Below are 17,066 nucleotides of genomic sequence, written 5' to 3'. Positions count from 1 at the left end.
AGGATCGTCACAAGGGTAGTGTCCACCCCTCGGACCATCCGTACTCGTCCACGATATGAGATTCAGAAACAGTTCTTTCGCACTCCGCCGAGCGCCGAATGCCTTACTGACCTCGAGAAATGCTCACCATCTCCTCGCGGGGTACCACCTTGATGCGCTCACGCGCAATAGTCACGCCGTGCGAACCTCCATTCGCCGTCGCTTCGGCGCCGAGAGCGAGCTCATGAGCGTCCAGGCGGTTCCACCCTTCCCAGGTGGTGTACTCGACGCCGCGCTCCTCCAGCAGCGCGACGACGGCGTCCTCGGACGGCTCGTCGGCGGCGGGCAGCTGCAGGCGGTCCTCCAGGAGGTAGCCGATGGTTTCGAGGGCGTCACCCTTGGTGTGGCCGATCAGACCCACCGGTCCGCGCTTGATCCAGCCCGTGGCGTAGACGCCCGGCACCGGGGCGCCATCCGCGCCCAGGACGCGGCCGCCGTCGTTCCTCAGGACGCCGCGGCGCTCGTCGAACTCCAGGCCCGGCAGCGGGGAGCCGAAGTATCCGATGGCCCGGTAGACGGCCTGAACGGGGTAGTCCACATACTCCCCCGTGCCGCGGGCGTTGCCGGTGCCGTCCAGTTCCATCCGTTCGAAGCGGATGCCGCCCACATGCCCGGGGCGTTCCGGATCCTCCAGGATCTCCACCGGGGAGTGCAGGAAGTGCAGGTGCAGACGGCGGGATGCGGCGTCCTCACCCTCATGAGCCTCTTCCACCAGCCAGTTGGTCAGCGTGTTGACCATGGTCTTGACCTGGTTGTTCGTCTTGATCGCCTCGTCCGAGGCCTCGTCGAAGTCGAAGTCCTCCGGGTACAGCACGATGTCCACGTCACGGGAGTGGGACAGCTCGCGCAGCTCCAGCGGGGTGAACTTCACCTGCGCGGGACCGCGGCGGCCGAACACGTGCACATCGGTCACCGGGGACTTTTTGAGACCCTCGTAGACGTTGTCCGGGATCTCGGTGACGAGCAGGTCATCCGCGTGCTTGGAGAGGACGCGCGCGACGTCGAGGGCCACATTGCCGTTGCCGATGACCGCGATCTCCTTCGCCTCCAGCGGCCACTCGCGGGAGACGTCCGGGTGGCCGTCGTACCAGGACACGAAGTCCGCGCCGCCGAAGGATCCCTTCAGATCGATGCCCGGGATGTTCAGCTCCGCGTCCTTGATGGCGCCGGTGGCGAAGATGACGGCGTCGTAATGCTTCTGGAGGTCCTCCAGGCTGACGTCCTGGCCGAAGTGCACATTGCCGAAGAAGCGGATGTCGCCGCGGTCCAGCACCTTGTGCAGCGCGTTCACGATGCCCTTGATGCGGGGGTGATCGGGGGCGACACCGTAGCGGATCAGACCGTACGGGGCCGGGTAACGCTCGAAGAGGTCGATGGAGACGTGCACTTCACCGTCTTTGACGCCCTGGGACTTCGTGAGGATGTCCGCGGCATAGACGCCGGCCGGGCCGGAACCGATGATGGCGACGCGCAGGGGGCGGGCGGATGTGTGCACAGACTCGACAGACAAGAGCTGACCTTCCAAGGTTGACAGTGCCCGCACCATTAGCACAGGCAGAACTATTCTAATTGTTCGGAATAACGCCCGCGCGCGGCCGGTTGTGCCGACGTGACGGACCCCATCTCGAAAACCCTTGCTCCCACCACCCCCGCGAGCGGCGCCTCCACCGGCACCCCGGCCACGGCGTCCGAGCTGGCCGCCACGCGACAGCGGCAGGGCCTCGCCTACGGGGTCGGCGCGTACACGCTCTGGGGTCTGCTTCCGCTCTACTTCATGCTGCTGCTCCCGGCCGGCCCGGTGGAGATCGTGGCGAACCGGGTCCTCTGGTCCCTCCTCTTCTGCGCCATCCTGCTGACCGTCACCCGGTCCTGGAAGACCTTCGCGCTCGTCCTGAAACGGCCGAAGACCCTGGGCATCCTGGCCATCGCCGCGCTGCTGATCGCCGTCAACTGGCTGGCCTACACCTTCGGCGTCATGAGCGGCCAGGCCGTGGAGGCGTCCCTGGGGTACTACATCAATCCACTCGTCTCGGTCCTGCTCGGCGTCCTGGTCCTGAAGGAGCGTCTCCGTCCTCTCCAGTGGATCTCGGTGGGCATCGGCTTCCTGGCGGTCGTCGTGCTCACCGTGGCCTACGGCAAGCTGCCGTGGATCGCCCTGACGCTGGCGTTCAGCTTCGGCTTCTACGGCCTGGTCAAGAAGAAGGTGGGCTCCGGCGTCGACTCCATCACGAGCCTCAGCGTGGAGACCCTGGTCCTGGCGCCCTTCGCCGCCGTGACCATGGTGGCGCTGACGCTGAACCAGGCCGCCACCGTGACCGGGTACGGCTCGACGCACTTCTGGCTCATGGCCGCGTCCGGCGCCGTCACGGCCGTCCCGCTCGTGTTCTTCGGCGCGTCCGCCGCTCGCCTTCCCCTGACCACGATCGGCATGCTCCAGTACCTGGCGCCGACGCTGCAGCTGATCATCGCCACTCTGGTCCTCCACGAGCGCATGTCCCCCGAGCGCTGGATCGGCTTCGGCATGGTCTGGCTGGGACTCATCATCCTCACCGTCGATGCGCTGCGGCACACCCTCACGGTCCGCCGCAGGTGAAAGTAAATGAACACTTCCAACCTATTGTGATCAAGAACACTCACATCTAGGCTCGGACTACCCACTCCCCGAGCACTGGAGGTCCGTGTTGTCCGCCGAGCTGAATCGCAGAACCCTGTTCGCACTCCTGGGGGCCGGCGCGCTCCTGGGCGCCACCGCCACGTCGGCCGCCGCCGCACCCGCGGCCTCCCTGGATGATCTGGTGGCGCGACGCCGTCTCATGCTGGCCGGAGACGGCAGCGCCGCCGCCATCCCCGAGCTGGCCCCCGCACTGCAGGCCATGAGCGACGCCGCCACCAAGACCTGGACGGCCATGATCACCCCGAGCGGCACGTCCGGCCTGTGGCCCGATCTCCCGCTGACCGGCATCGGCACCTCCGCCGACGCCACCGGCAACATGGGTGTCAGCTTCAACCGGATCTTCGATCTGGCCCTCGCCCACGCCACGGCGGGATCGGCCCAGTACGGCGACGCGCGGCTGGCCTCCGATCTGGTGGCCGCGCTGAGCTACCTCAGCGCCACCGCCTACAAGACCGGCATGCGGGCCGCCGGCAACTGGTGGTTCTGGGAGATCGGCGTCCCCCGCAAGGCGGCCGACATCCTGGTCCTGCTGCACGACGAAGTCCCCGCCACCCTGCGCAGCACCCTCCTGGCCGCGGTCCGGTACTTCACGCCGGACCCCAATTGGCGCGGCCGCGGCACCATCCTGGCGGAGACCGGCGCGAACCGGACGGACAAGGCCCTCTCCTGCGCCCTGCGCGGCATCCTCGACAACCGCCCCGACGAGGTGGCCCTCGCCCGGGACGCCCTCAGCGACACCGTGCGCAACGGCAGGAACAGCGTGTTCGGCTACGTCACGAGCGGCGACGGGTTCTACGCCGACGGCTCCTTCGTCCAGCACAGCTATCTCCCCTACGTGGGGACCTACGGAGTGGTCACCCTGGGCGGGATCGCCGAGATCCTCGGCCTGCTGGGCGGCAGCGAGTGGGACGTCACCGACCCGAAGAAATCCGTGGTCCTGGACGCCGTGGAGGCGAGCTACGCACCGTTCATCTGGAACGGACGCATGATGGACACGGTCCGCGGGCGGGCGGTGTCCCGCCAGGCCAACCCGGATCACGTGGACGGGGCCGGCGCCATCACCGCCATCCTCCTGCTGGCGCCGGGCGCCGGGGAGCCGTACCGGAGCCGCTACCTCTCCCTGGTGAAGGGCTGGCTGGAACGCTGCACCGACGTCGCGCTGTTCGGTCTGCCCGGGCAGAGCATCGCCAAGTCACTCCTGGTCACTTCGGCCCTCAAGGACTCCTCCATCACCCCGGCGCCCGCTCCGGTCTACACCAGGGCGTTCGGCGACCAGGACCGCCTGGTCCACCACCGCCCCGGTTTCAGCTCCGTGGTGAACGTGTCCTCGAAGCGGATCGGCCGCTATGAATGGGGCAATTTCGAGAACAACCTCGGCTGGTACCAGGGCGACGGGATGACCTTCGTCTATACACCCACGGATCCCTCCCAATACAGCGCGGACTTCTGGCCCACCGTGGACCCCTACCGCCTCCCCGGCACCACGGTGACGGGCGAACCACGCGAGAGCGGCGCCGCGAACGGCACCGGCATCCCCCGCGCCTTCCAGGCCTTCGCCGGCGGTCTGGATCTGGACGGCCGCTGGGGCATCCAGGGCATGGACCACCTCAATTTCAACAAGACCCTCAGCGCCCGGAAGTCCTGGTTCTTCCTGGAGGACAAAGTGGTCTGCCTGGGTGCGGGCATCTCCTCCACCAGCCCCTACGAGGTGTTCACCACCCTGGAGAACCGGTCCTTCCCGCCCGGGAAGGTGCCCGAGCTGCGCACCGACAACCGCAAGCGGACGCTGACCGCCGGGGACGCCCGGGTCAGGATCACCCGGAACGCCCACATCGTGAGTCATGGCGGCTACGTCCTGCTCCCCGCGGAGAACGTCGCCGGGGACGTCACCGTGGCGGTGGTGGCCCGCAGCGGGACGTGGAAGGCGATCAATTCCGGTGCGGACACCGGCGGCTCGGACGAAGTCAGGAACCGCGACTACGTCACCATCACCCACAGCCACGGAACCACCCCGCAGGACGGCGGCTACGCCTGCCTGCTCCTGCCCGGAGCGGATCACTCGGACACGTTCAAGGAGTCGGCGAATCCCTCGGTCCGCGTCCTGGCGAACTCTGCGGACGTCCAGATGGTGGAGGATCGCGCACAGGGCCTGAGACTCGCGAACTTCTACGCCGCGAGCCTTTCCGGCGCCGCCCCGGCGCAGGGGATCACGGTCAGCGGCCCGTGCTCCGTGGCCGTGCGGCAGGACGGTGACGCCCTCGTGGTCGCGCTCTCCGATCCCAGCCGCACCCAGCCGGTCGCCCGGGTGAGCCTGGCCGGTGTGGCGGCGTCCGCCGTCGTGAGTTCGGATCCCGGTGTGAGCGTGGTGAGCACTTCGCCGCTCACCCTCGAGTTCACCCTGGACGGACACGGCCATTCGAAGAAGGCGGTGCTGCGCTGAATCGCGGCGTCGCCCGGGTGCGGAGTGAATGACACGGCTTAAATGACAAGGCCGCCCGTCCCGACCGTTCGCGGGCAGATGAACGGTCGGGACGGGCGGCCAGGCTCAGAGAGCCGGAGCCGGGAAGGCTCAGGCGTTGGCGCGGATGGCTGCCTCGAGGACGTCGAGAGCATCGTTGAGGAGGTCCTCACCGATGGTCAGCGGCGGCAGGAGGCGGATCACGTTGCCGTAGGTGCCACAGGTCAGGATGATGACACCCTGGGCCAGGCAGTAGTCGGCGATCGCCTTGGTCAGCGCGGCGTTCGGCTCCTTGGAACCGGCCACCACGAGCTCGATGGCCTGCATGGCGCCACGGCCACGGACGTCACCGATCACGGAGAGCTCGCCGGCCAGGGAGTTCATGCGGTCCTGGATGAGCTGACCGATGCGCTCGGCACGGGCGTTCAAGTCGAACTGCTCCATGGTCTCGATCGCGGCGAGAGCGGCGGCGCAGGCCACCGGGTTGCCACCGTAGGTGCCGCCCAGACCGCCGCCGTGAACGGCGTTGAGCAGCTCGGCGCGGCCGGTGACGGCGGACAGCGGCATGCCGCCGGCGATGCCCTTGGCCATGGTGATCAGGTCCGGGACGACGCCCTCGTGATCGACGGCGAACCACTTGCCGGTGCGGCAGAAGCCGGCCTGGACTTCATCAGCGATGAAGACGACGCCGTTCTCCTTGGCCCACGCGGCCAGGGTCGGGAGGAAGCCCTCGGCGGGGACGATGAAGCCGCCCTCACCCTGGATGGGCTCGATGATGATCGCGGCGACCTCGCTGCCGCCGATCTGCTTCTCGATGGCGAGGATGGCGCGCTGGGCGGCCTCGGTGCCCGTGATCTCCGGGTTCTCCTCGCGGTACGGGTAGCTCATCGGCAGGCGGTAGATGTCCGAGGCGAACGGACCGAAGCCGCTCTTGTACGGCATGGCCTTGGCGGTCAGCGCCATGGTCAGGTTGGTGCGGCCGTGGTAGGCGTGGTCGAACGCGACGACGGCGTTGCGGCCGGTGGCCTTGCGGGCGATCTTGATGGCGTTCTCCACGGCCTCGGCGCCGGAGTTGAACAGCACGGAGCGCTTCTCGTGGTCGCCCGGGGTGAGCTCGTTGAGCTTCTCGGCGACGGCGACGTAGCCCTCGTACGGGGTGACCATGAAGCAGGTGTGCGTGAAGTGCTGCACGGCTTCCTGGACCGCGGCGACGACGGCCGGGGCGGAGGCGCCCACGCTCGTCACGGCGATGCCGGAGCCGAGGTCGATGAAGGAGTTGCCGTCCACGTCCTTGATGATGCCGCCATCGCCATCGGCGATGTAGACGGGAACGGAGGAGGCGACGCCGCCGGCGACGACGGCGTCACGGCGGGCTGCCAGCTCGAGAGACTTCGGGCCGGGGAACTCGCCGATGTTGCGCTTCTGCTCGAGGCGGTAGCTGAGCTCGGTGGTGGTTGCAGTCATGGGGGACTCTTTCCTTCTTAGTCGCCTGCGACGGGTGTGACTTCGAGCATAAGATGACGAAAGCTTGCCGATGTATAGGCGTGTGCACAGCCAAACCTCAAGCTTGCTGTGCGGGAGTCCAAAGGACTTCTATGATGGGTTCATGTCCATCACGCTGGCGGCACTTCTGTCCGTTCCGTCTCTCAAGCTTAAGAAGGTGGGGGCCGCCGAGTCGACCCTTTCCACCCCCATTCAATGGGTGGCCGTCACGGAGCAGGAGAACCCCCAGCGCTTCCTGAGCGGCGGCGAGCTGGTGCTGACCACAGGACTGCGCCAGAAGACGGCCGCGGCGCAGCGTCATTTCGTCCGCATGGTGCAGCGCTCCGGCGCCGTCGGCATCGGCTTCGGCACGGGCCTGTCCTCCGAGGTGGTGCCCCCGGCTCTCGTGGCGGAGGCGAACCGCTGGGACATCCCCGTGGTCGAGGTCCCGTATGAGACACCGTTCATCGCACTGGGGAAGCTCGTGGCGGAGGCGCAGCACGCGGACCACCTGGCCAAGCTGGAACGCATGCTCTCCGGCCACCAGGTCCTGGCCCGCTCGCTCCTCTCCGGCGGCGGGCTGCCCGCCCTGCTGCGTCAGCTGGCGGGACTGCTCCGCACGGACCTGCGGCTGCGGCGCTACGGGCGCGAGATCTTCAGCACCACGGCGGGATCCATCGGCGAGCCGGATTCGGGGCACTGGCTGGACGTCGCGATCTCCACAGGCCAGCGCGACGCCACCACCCTGCAGGTCCGCGAACCCTTCCGGGACGCCGGCATCCTCGACTACGCGAAGAGCCTCATCAGTCTCGAACTGAATAACCAGAAGCACCAACGGGACGCCTCCCGCAAGCTGGCGGGCCAGGTCATGCAGGACGTCATCCGCGGCGTGCTGGACCCGAAGGACGCCGGGACTAGGCTCTCGACCATCGGCGTCGCGGCGGCGAAGCGTCAGGTCGTGATCCTCGTGCGGCCGGCGCCGGGCAACACCCCGGCCCAGAACAAAGCCATCATGTCCACTCCCCTGCCGCCCGAGCTGGAAGACGTCCCCACCGCCGTCGTCGACTCCGAGCTGCTCATCATCACGCCGGAGGACAAGACCGCCGTGGAGGCCGCGAAGGCCGTTCACGCGCTGCTCGCCGAGGCGGGGCTGAAGGCGACGATCGGCATCGGCGGGCACTACGCCAAGGCGAACGGTCTGCGCTGGAGCTACTTCGAGGCGCGCGACGCCGTCGCCCGCGGACTGCCCGTGAACGAACCCGAACGGCTCAGCCTGACGTCGCTGCTCTTGGCGAGCGAGGACGTCCCGCTGTCCGACATGGCAATGGAGACCCTCAAACCTCTTCACGACTTCGACGCCGCGCACGGGGCCGGGCTGCTTAGCACCCTGGAGAGCTATCTCGAGCACGACGGCTCCGTGGCGGCCGTGGCGCAGGCACTCACCCTGCATCGCAACACTGTCCGGTACCGCCTGGCCCAGATCACCGAGCTGAGCGGCTACGACCCCTCCACCACGGCGGACCGCGTCCAGCTCTGGCTGGCCCTGGCGATCTCCCGGCTCGGGACCCGCTGAGTCACCCTCGCGCCGGCCACTTTCTGTGGCGCTCATCACTGAATGGCATACCAGAACGACTAAAGGTCTAACCTTTAGAACATGCCAGCCACACCCACCTCGGAATCCACCGCGCCCATCCTCAGCCCCGCCGCGCTCGCCGACGCGTCGGCCCTCGCCACGGGCGGAGCCGGAGACACGGGCGGAACCGGCGGCTCCCGGCGCCGCAAGGTGCTCTTCGCGCTGGTGGGCGTCATCCTGGTGGGACTCAATCTGCGGGTGGGCATCACGAGCGCCGCGGCACTGTTCCACGAACTCCAGCAGGCCCTGGGCTACGGCGCGTTCATCGCGTCCCTCCTGCCGAGCATCCCCACCCTGTGCTTCGCCTTCGCCGGGCTGGCCACCAACCCTCTGAGCCGCCGCCTGGGCGTCGAGAACACCGTGGTGTTCGCGCTCTTCCTCCTCACGTGCGGTCTCGCGATCCGCGGCATCCCGGACACCGTGGCCCTGCTGGTGGGCTCGGTGGTCGCCATGAGCGGCCTCGCGATCTGCAACGTCTCCATGCCGGTGCTGATCCGCCAGGACCACGCGGACCGCACCTCCCTGGTGACAGGTCTCTACACCTTCACCATGACCATCGGCGCGACGACGGCGGCCACCGTCAGCGTCCCCCTGGCCCATGCGCTGGGCTCACCGTCCGCGGGGCTGGCCTCGTGGTCCGTGATCGCGGCGCTCGGCCTCCTCGGCTTCATCCCGCTGGCACTCGGCCGCCGTCGCAGCCGGAAGCTGACCCCGGCCGTCGCCCCGGAACAGCACCACGGCATCTGGGCCGCGCTCCGGGGCCGCAAGGCCGTCCTGATCGCGGTGGTGTTCTCCACGCAGGGCTTCCTCGCCTACGCCGTCATGAGCTGGTTCGCCTACATCCTCAGCGACAGCGGCATGGACGCCACCCAGAGTGGCCTGATGTTCGGCATCATGCAGTTCGTGTCCATGTTCGCGGGCATGCTGTTCCTCGCGTTCGGATCCCGGAACAGCACCCGCCCCTGGGCCCTCGCCATCCCCGCCGCCTGCACGGTGGCCGGGATCATCCTGCTCATGGTCGCGCCGATCGAGACCGCCCTGCTGTCCGCGTGCCTCACGGGCCTGGGGCTCGGCATCTTCCCGCTGGTCCTGGCCATCATCAGCCAGAGCGGCCGCACCCCCGCCGAGACCACGGCGCTCTCCACCGCGGCACAGTCCCTCGGCTACCTCTTCTCGGCGCTCGGCCCGCTCGGCATCGGCCTCCTGCACGGTCTCACCGGTCAGTGGCTCCTGCCGCTGGGCGTGGCGGTCGGCGTCGCGGTCGTCCTGACCGTGGCCGCCTTCCTGCTGGGCCGCCTGCACAGCGGGCACGGACCGCGCGTGGTGGTCGCGGAACAGCGCGCGCCTCGGGGCGGGGAGTGACGCCATGACCGCTTCACGGAACACGCCGAAGACTCCGGCCTCCACACCCACCGGGAATCTGCATCACCCCGAAGGGAAGCAGCCCCTGGCTGCCGCCGTAGCGCAGCAGCTGCGCGAGGCGATCGCGTCCGGGGCCTGGGAGATCGGGCAGCGCATCCCCACCGAATCGGAGCTCATGGAACGCTTCGGCGTCTCCCGGGGCACCCTGCGCGAAGGCATCAAGGCCCTGGCGCACGCCGGGGTCCTGGAGGTCCGGCAGGGTGACGGAACGTACGTCCGCGCCCGCAGTGAACTCGAAGGCACCGCGAGCCGGAGCGTGGGGGAACACACCGCGGCCCATGTGTTCGAAGTCCGGCAGGTCCTGGACACCCAGGCCGCCCGGCTCGCGGCGCAGCGTGCGGACTCCGAGGGCATCAGGGAACTGCAGCGGATCCTCGACGCCTCCCTGGACGCCTGGCACTCCCGCCGGATCGAGACGTGGGCCGAGCTGGACTGGGAGTTCCACCGCGGAGTGGCCCGCCTGAGCGGCAACCCGCTGCTGGAACAGCTCTACTCGGGCTTCGCCGGGGCCTTCAAGCGGGACCTGCTGAACCAGTCGGGGCATCCGGACTTCGACCCGAGCCTTCAGCCCGGCCACCAGGACCTCATCACGGCACTGTCCTCCGGCGACCCGGAGACCGCCGAACAGAGCGTCCGCTGCGGTCTGGAGATCGCCGAATCCCGGAGCTGAGTGCACTTTAACGGCGTTGAGTGCTCAGTTGTTGCGGATGTTCCGTGGAAACACCCGCAACAACTGAGCACTCAACGTGCGTCGGCGGACGTCAGGAGCCGACGACGGCACCCGCCCCGTCGCGCGAGATGCTCACCATCTCCTCGCGGGACACCACCTTGATGCGCTCGCGCTCGACGCTCACCCCGTGCGAGCCGCCGCCGGCCGTGGCCTCGGCGCCGAGTGTGCGCTCGTGGGCGTCCAGGCGGTTCCAGCCGTCCCAGCTCGTGTACTCCACCCCGCGGTTTTCCAGCAGGGACACGACCGCGTCCTCCGCCCCGTCCTCCGCGACCGGCAGTGCCGTGCGGTCGGCGAGCAGGTGGGTGATGGTCTCCAGGGCGTCACCCTTGGTGTGGCCGATCAGACCGACCGGTCCGCGCTTGATCCAGCCCGTGGCGTAGACGCCCGGCACCGGGGCGCCCGAGGCGTCCAGGACGCGGCCGCCGTCGTTGGTCACCACGCCCTTCCGGTGGTCGAACTCCACGCCCGGCAGGGGCGAGCCGAAGTAGCCGATGGTGCGGTACACGGCCTGAACCGGGTAGTCCACGTACTCGCCCGTGCCGCGGGCGTTGCCCCTGCCGTCCAGCTCGGTGCGCTCGAAGCGGATGCCTGCCACCTTGCCCGGGGTCTCCGGGGAGTCGGTGATCTCCACCGGGGAGTGCAGGAAGTGAAGGTGCAGGCGGCGGGAGGCGGTCAGCTCGGAGAGGTCCTCCGGCTGCTCGGCGAACCAGTTGGTCAGCGTGCCCACCATGGTCTTGATCTGGTTGTTGCTCTGGATGGCCTCATCGGAGGCCTCGTCGAACTCGAAGTCCTCGGCGTAGAGGATGATGTCCACGTCCTGGGAGTGTGAGAGTTCGCGCAGCTCCAGCGGGGTGAACTTGATCTGGGCGGGGCCGCGACGGCCGAAGACGTGCACGTCCGTGACCGGGCTGGCCTTGAGACCGGCGTAGACGTTGTCCGGGATCTCGGTGACGAGCAGGTCATCCGCGTGCTTGGACAGGACGCGGGCGACGTCCAGGGCGACGTTGCCGTTGCCGATGACCGCGATCTCCTTCGCCTCCAGCGGCCACTCGCGGGAGACGTCCGGGTGGCCGTCGTACCAGGACACGAAGTCCGCGCCGCCGAAGGAGCCTTCCAGTTCCACACCCGGGATGTTGAGATCCGCGTCCTTGATGGCGCCGGTGGCGAAGATGACGGCGTCGTAATGCTTCTGGAGGTCTTCGAGCGAGAGGTCGGTGCCGTAGTCGACGTTGCCGAAGAAACGGATGTCGCCGCGGTCCAGCACCTTGTGCAGCGCGTTGACGATGCCCTTGATGCGCGGGTGGTCCGGCGCGACGCCGTAACGGATCAGGCCGTACGGGGCCGGGTAGCGGTCGAACAGGTCGATGCTGACGGTCAGTTCCCCGCTCTTCACCTCGTCGCTCTTGGTGAGGATGTCGGCGGCGTAGACACCGGCCGGGCCGGACCCGATCACGGCGACGCGCAGGGGGCGGTCCGCGGAGCCGACGGCTGCGTTCGAGGGGGTGGGGAGTTCTGACACGGCTGTGTTCCTTCGGTCTTGGTGATCGGCTGCTCCATAGGATGCCATTCCGGGCTGGGAATCCGGGAAAAACGGCGTCCTGCGGAGCGGTCGGTCAGAGGGCATGAGTGTGGGTGAGGCGCAGGTGATCGGGTGCGTAGGGGCTGAGCCGGACCACGTCTCCCACCACGATCACGGCGGGATTCTCCACCCCGACGTCGGCAGCCCGCGCGGCGATGTCCGCCACGGTGGCCACGGTGACGCGCTGATCCGGAGCGAAGCCGCGTTCGACGATCGCCACGGGGGTGTCCGCCGCCAGACCCGACGCCGCCAGCGTGGCCATGGACCGGCTCAGCGCCTTGACGCCCATCAGCAGGACGACGGTGTGGTCGGGACGGGCGGGCAGGCTGCCCAGTTCATCGTGCCCGGTGACCACCGAGAAGCCCGTGGCCAGCCCGCGATGCGTCACGGGGATGCCCGCGGCGGCCGGGACCGAGATCGCCGAGGTGACGCCCGGCACCACGTGGACGTCGACGTCGTGCTCCCGGCAGAAGGCGAGTTCCTCGCCGCCGCGGCCCAGGACGTAGGGGTCCCCGCCCTTGAGCCGGACCACCCGGTTGCCGGCGAGCGCTTCGCGGACCAGGATGCGGTTGATCTCGTCCTGCGGGACGGGGTGATGGCCGGGGGTCTTGCCGACTTCGATGACGCGGACGTCCTCCGGCAGATCATCCAGGACCGAGCGCGGGCCGAGACGGTCCGCGACCACGACGTCGGCCTCCGCCAGCAGCTGCCGGGCCCGCACGGTCATGAGGCCGGGATCGCCGGGGCCGCCGCCGACCAGGGCGACGCTTCCCTTGACCGGCCCATTGACCTGACCGCCGCGCGGGACGGCCCGGCGGTGGCGCCGGAGCGGGAGGGTTCCTTCGTCCAGAGCAGCGGCAACGGCGTCGCGCACGGCCATCGCCCGGCGCGGGTCGGCTCCGGCGTTCACGGCGATCTTCACATCGTCGACGGCGGCGACCGCGGGGGTCCAGGCTGCGGAACTCTCGTGGTCCCCGGCGTTCACACACCAGATCCGGCGCTCCTCCGCGTCGGCCGCCACCTGGGCGTCCACCGCGGAATCGCCGGTGGCGGTCTGGACGAACCAGGGGGTGTCCAGGTCCTCGGTGCGGTAGCCGCGGGCCTCCCAGTGGAGGAGTCCGGCGTCGGCGAGCTCGCGGAGAGTCTCCACTGCTTCGGGGGCGACCACCGTGACCTGGGCTCCGGCGTCGAGCAGGCCCTTGGCACGGCGCGCGGCGACCTTGCCGCCGCCGACCACCAGCACGGGGCGGCCGAGGAGGCGCAGTGCCGTGGGATAGATGTCCATCAGAGCCATGCGAAAACCATAGGGGCGGCGCGTAACACTCATCAAAGCTGCCGAAACGGCGGTTCACGCGAGGTCACGGAAGGTCACATAGCCCCGTGGCCCGACGGGCCCGGACAGCAGTGTTCCCCGCCCCGGGGAACCGGAACGGGGAACACTGCCGCTGCGGCTGGGCGGCCCGGCCGCCCACCTGTCAGGTGTAGGGGCAGAGGTAGGCGACCGTGTCGCTGACCCGCACGGTGAAGGACTGCTCGCCTTCGACCTGGAAGGTGGAACCTTCCTCATACTTGACCCATTCGTTCGAGTCGGCCGGCAGCTTGACGTCCCAGGAGCCCCGGACCAGGTGCATCCACTCACGGGTGGGCGCCTCGAAGGTCCACTCACCGGGCTCCATGACACCCACCGTGAACTTGCCCTGCTCATTGGCGAACTCCAGGCTCCTGACCTGGCCCTCGTAGTACTCGTTCTGCCCGATCATGGGACTTCCTTCCGTTCGGTTTCAGCAGGCCTGCCGGTCGCTGCTGTCATCACTCACGTTAGGAGGCCGCCCACTCAGCAACAATCGCCCTGAAGTACATTCTGGATTGAAAAACACTCCATCAGGTCCAGTCGAGGGCTGGTGCGCGAGCCCAGACGACCCTAGGATCTCCCCATGAGCATCACCCCAGAGACCCTGACCGTGGCGCAGCTCGGGGAACGGGGCGTCGCCGGCCTCCGGCTCCTGCACGCCGGCGCCCGCCACCACTCCCCCGTCGGAGTGCCCTACGCAGTGGAGTTCCGCGACCCGCGACCCTGGCTCAGCGGCGGCGAGCTGGTGCTGACCACCGGGAGCCTGCTGCATGATGACTGGAAGGCCTGGCAGGACTTCTTCGCCGGACTGGCGGAGGCGGGAGCCTGCGCCGTGGTGGTCAGCACCGGCTCGGACCGCCCACTGGTGTCTCTTCCCACGGAACTGGTGAACCTGGCCCAGGCCGCCGGTCTCACGTTGTTCGGCGCCCCGGCGGGCGCCTCGCTGACCTCCATCAGCAGGGATGTCACCGCGGCACGGATCAGCGCCGAAAGGACCGTGCTCCAGGAATCGTTCGATCTGCAGATGACGCTCACCGGGGTGGTGGCGCGGGGCGGGAACCTGGATGACCTGGTGCAGGGCTGGCACCGGGCCACCGGCGAAACCGTCTGCGTCCTCGACCGCGTGGGCCGCACGCTGGCCAGGAGCGCTGGAGTGGATCCGGACGTCCTGGCCATATTGCGGCAGGAGGTGCAGGATGACCCGCCGGGCCTGACCGGCTCCCGGCAGCTGAGCGGGCGGGAGGACGTGAATCTGCCGGAGGGGCTGGAACTGCGCTCCTTCTCCGGCGGCAGCAGCGTCCGCGGTTACCTGGCCCGCGGGTCCTCGGGAAGCCAGGTCACGGATCTCGCCGTGCCGGCGCTGCTCTCCCTCCTGGCACTCGAATTCGAGCGCCGCTGGTTCCTGGACGAGCCCACCCGTCGCAAGCGCGCCCAATACGTCACCCGCCTCCTGTCGAGCAGCGAGGAAGGGCGGAACCGGGCCCTGCTGCATTCCCTCGGAGTGGACGCGGTGGAACTCTGGGGGGTGGCCGTGGAGGCCAGGAACGAAACCCACGCCGAGGTGCTGGTGGATGATCTGGCGCTCCTGCTGCCCACACAGCTGATGCGGCAGGAGGGGCGGATCGTGGAGTGCCTGGCAGTCCAGGATCCCCGCGAGACCCTGGAACGACTGGGCCTCGGAGTCCCCCTCGGGATCGGCACTCCGGTCCCCCCGGCCCAGGCTTCACGGACCATGCGGCAGGCGCACTCGGCGCTGGAGACCAGCCGCCGGGCCGGAGCGATCATCTCCTTCGTGGACGGCTCCGCCCATGACTTCCTCCTGAACGTGGCGGATCCGGCATATCTGCGATCCTTCGCCGACGCCGTCCTGGCGCCCCTCGACTCCGCACCCCAGGGTGAAGTCCTGCTCCAGACCCTGCACACGTGGCTTCTGGAGAATCGTTCGCTGGACACCACCGCGGAACGGCTCGCAGTGCACCGGCACACGGTCCGGAACAGGGTCCAGCGGATCATGCAGCTGACCGGCCACAGCCTGGACAGCGTGGATGTGCAGACCGAATTGTGGCTGGCACTCAAGGCCCGGGGCATCGGCCAGGACTAGGAGTGTCCGTCAGGTCCAATCCATGATTGCGAAATGTATTCCAGGGACATATCCCCCGGAATGGACGGGTGAAATCATGAGTTCACGGCAGAGGGAGTGACGCCCCTCACAGCCACCCCATCCCCCCGGAGTTTCAGGAGTCACCATCATGGAAGCAGCCACCTTGCCCCGATCCGCGTCGGATCGCACCACGCTCAGGCGGGTGATCACCGCCAGCGGACTGGGGACCGTCCTGGAGTACTTCGACTACGCCTCCTACAGCTACCTGGCCACCACCCTCGCCACCGTCTTCTTCCCCACGGAGGATCACAGCGTCGCGCTCATGAGCACCTTCGCGGTGTTCGCCCTGTCCTTCCTGGTCCGGCCGCTCGGCGCCTTCGTCTGGGGCATCCTCGGTGACCGGGTGGGCCGCAAGCGGATCCTGGCCACGACCATCCTGCTGATGTCCGGTTCCACCTTCCTCATCGGCTTCCTGCCCGGCTACGCATCCATCGGATTCGCCGCGCCGGTGCTGCTGCTCCTGCTCAGGATGACGCAGAGCTTCTCCGCCGCAGGTGAGTACGCCGGAGCCAGCACCTTCATCGCCGAATACGCCCCGGACCGGAACCGCGGCCTCCTGATCAGCGTTGTGCCGCTCGGCTCCGCCATCGGCTTCCTCGCCGCCTCCATCATGGCCACGGTCTTCTACGCCGTTCTTCCTCCCGAGAGCATGCAGGCCTGGGGCTGGCGCATCCCGTTCCTGGTGGCGGGCCCCGTCGGCCTGATCGGCCTGTACCTCCGGTTCCGGCTGGAGGAGACTCCGCAGTTCCGTGCGGCCGTGGAGAAGGAGAAGGCCCGCATCGCCGCATCCCGCAGCGGAGTGGTCCCCACGGCGAGCCCCCTGGACCGAGGCCGTCACGTCCTGGCTGCGATTCCTTCCATGGGCAAGCTGCTCCTGGTCATGTCCCTCAACGCGGGCGGATACTACCTGCTGCTGAGCTACATCCCCACCTACCTCATCGAGCAGGAGAAGATGAGCGAGGCCTCCTCGAATCTGGTGGTCACCATCTCCCTGGTGGTCTATCTGGCCATGGTTCCCGCGGCGGCGCACCTCTCCGACCGGCTGGGCCGGAAGCGCACCCTCCTGATCTCCAGTGTGGCGTTCATCCTTCTGAGCTACCCACTGATGATGCTGTTCTCCGGCGCGAGCGTGGTCCTGGCCGTGGTGGTCCTCCTGGTGTTCCTGGCGATCTTCTCGCTCAACGACGCCGTCTTCCCGGCATTCTTCACGGAAATGCTCTCCACCCGTTCCCGTTACGTCGGTTTCGCACTCCCGTTCAACATCGGTGCCATGATGTTCGGTGGTGTGGCCCCGTACATCGGGACCTGGCTGATTCACGCGACCGGCAATCCCCAGGCTCCGGCGTTCTTCCTCATCGGAGTCGCCGCACTGTCACTGATCGGCGTGCTGATCTCTCGGGAGACTGCGCGGAAGCCTTTGGAGGCCTGATAGCTCCAGGGCCGGGCCGGACTCGGTTCAGGGCCGGGCCGGACTCGGTTCAGGGCCGGGCCGCGGGTGATCCCGCGGTCCGGCCCTGCGCCTGAATGCAGGCCGAGC

Annotated in this window: 12 protein-coding genes; 7 read left to right on the top strand and 5 right to left on the bottom strand. The window is 68.5% G+C overall.

Annotated features, from left to right (window positions below; translation table 11 throughout):
- Positions 1–103: 103 nt before the first annotated feature.
- Entirely contained in the window at positions 104–1,585 is a 1,482-nt protein-coding gene (locus AB4Y75_RS01310; RefSeq protein WP_441434115.1) for an FAD-dependent oxidoreductase, read from the bottom strand.
- Between the two features lie 63 nt (positions 1,586–1,648).
- Between AB4Y75_RS01310 and rarD the strand changes: the two genes are divergently transcribed.
- Together rarD and AB4Y75_RS01300 are read left to right on the top strand one after the other, a co-directional pair.
- The gene (gene rarD / locus AB4Y75_RS01305) at positions 1,649–2,632 is read left to right on the top strand and encodes an EamA family transporter RarD (protein ID WP_441434114.1); all 984 of its coding nucleotides are present in this window, start codon (positions 1,649–1,651) and stop codon (positions 2,630–2,632) included.
- An 85-nt stretch (positions 2,633–2,717) separates the two neighbouring features.
- A complete protein-coding gene (locus AB4Y75_RS01300; RefSeq protein ID WP_441434113.1) occupies positions 2,718–5,153 on the top strand; it encodes a polysaccharide lyase 8 family protein in 2,436 nt (811 codons plus the stop codon).
- A gap of 129 nt (positions 5,154–5,282) precedes the next feature.
- Here the strand turns inward: AB4Y75_RS01300 and gabT are convergent, their stop codons facing one another.
- Entirely contained in the window at positions 5,283–6,635 is a 1,353-nt protein-coding gene (gene gabT, locus AB4Y75_RS01295; protein ID WP_441434112.1) for a 4-aminobutyrate--2-oxoglutarate transaminase, read from the bottom strand.
- 142 nt (positions 6,636–6,777) lie between these two features.
- Between gabT and AB4Y75_RS01290 the strand changes: the two genes are divergently transcribed.
- From AB4Y75_RS01290 to AB4Y75_RS01280, 3 genes are all read left to right on the top strand, one after another.
- The gene (locus AB4Y75_RS01290; RefSeq protein ID WP_441434111.1) at positions 6,778–8,226 is read left to right on the top strand and encodes a PucR family transcriptional regulator; all 1,449 of its coding nucleotides are present in this window, start codon (positions 6,778–6,780) and stop codon (positions 8,224–8,226) included.
- Between the two features lie 81 nt (positions 8,227–8,307).
- Positions 8,308–9,648, top strand: coding sequence for an MFS transporter (locus tag AB4Y75_RS01285; RefSeq protein ID WP_441434110.1), 1,341 nt, complete (start codon positions 8,308–8,310; stop codon positions 9,646–9,648).
- A 4-nt stretch (positions 9,649–9,652) separates the two neighbouring features.
- Positions 9,653–10,378, top strand: a complete 726-nt coding sequence (locus AB4Y75_RS01280; protein ID WP_441434109.1) for a FadR/GntR family transcriptional regulator — start codon at positions 9,653–9,655, stop codon at positions 10,376–10,378.
- Between the two features lie 91 nt (positions 10,379–10,469).
- Here the strand turns inward: AB4Y75_RS01280 and AB4Y75_RS01275 are convergent, their stop codons facing one another.
- From AB4Y75_RS01275 to ppnP, 3 genes are all read right to left on the bottom strand, one after another.
- Positions 10,470–12,005 (bottom strand): FAD-dependent oxidoreductase, encoded by a 1,536-nt coding sequence (locus AB4Y75_RS01275; RefSeq protein ID WP_441434108.1) that lies wholly within the window; start codon positions 12,003–12,005, stop codon positions 10,470–10,472.
- Between the two features lie 46 nt (positions 12,006–12,051).
- Positions 12,052–13,311 (bottom strand): uroporphyrinogen-III C-methyltransferase, encoded by a 1,260-nt coding sequence (gene cobA / locus AB4Y75_RS01270; protein ID WP_441434107.1) that lies wholly within the window; start codon positions 13,309–13,311, stop codon positions 12,052–12,054.
- A gap of 181 nt (positions 13,312–13,492) precedes the next feature.
- Positions 13,493–13,777 carry a pyrimidine/purine nucleoside phosphorylase gene (gene ppnP, locus AB4Y75_RS01265; RefSeq protein ID WP_441434106.1) on the bottom strand — a complete coding sequence of 95 codons (285 nt, stop codon included), beginning with the start codon at positions 13,775–13,777 and terminating at the stop codon, positions 13,493–13,495.
- Between the two features lie 174 nt (positions 13,778–13,951).
- Here ppnP and AB4Y75_RS01260 point away from each other — a divergent pair, with 174 nt between their 5' ends.
- Both AB4Y75_RS01260 and AB4Y75_RS01255 read left to right on the top strand, forming a co-directional pair.
- Complete coding sequence (locus AB4Y75_RS01260) at positions 13,952–15,469, top strand: PucR family transcriptional regulator (protein WP_441434105.1); 1,518 nt, start codon at positions 13,952–13,954, stop codon at positions 15,467–15,469.
- 148 nt (positions 15,470–15,617) lie between these two features.
- Positions 15,618–16,958, top strand: coding sequence for an MFS transporter (locus AB4Y75_RS01255; protein ID WP_441434104.1), 1,341 nt, complete (start codon positions 15,618–15,620; stop codon positions 16,956–16,958).
- Positions 16,959–17,066: the final 108 nt, after the last annotated feature.

Source organism: Arthrobacter sp. RAF14 (genome assembly GCF_052114185.1).
Classification (GTDB): Bacteria; Actinomycetota; Actinomycetes; order Actinomycetales; family Micrococcaceae; genus Arthrobacter_E.
The sequence above is the reverse complement of the archived record's forward strand: the minus strand, read 5'-3'. Positions and strand labels throughout refer to the sequence as shown.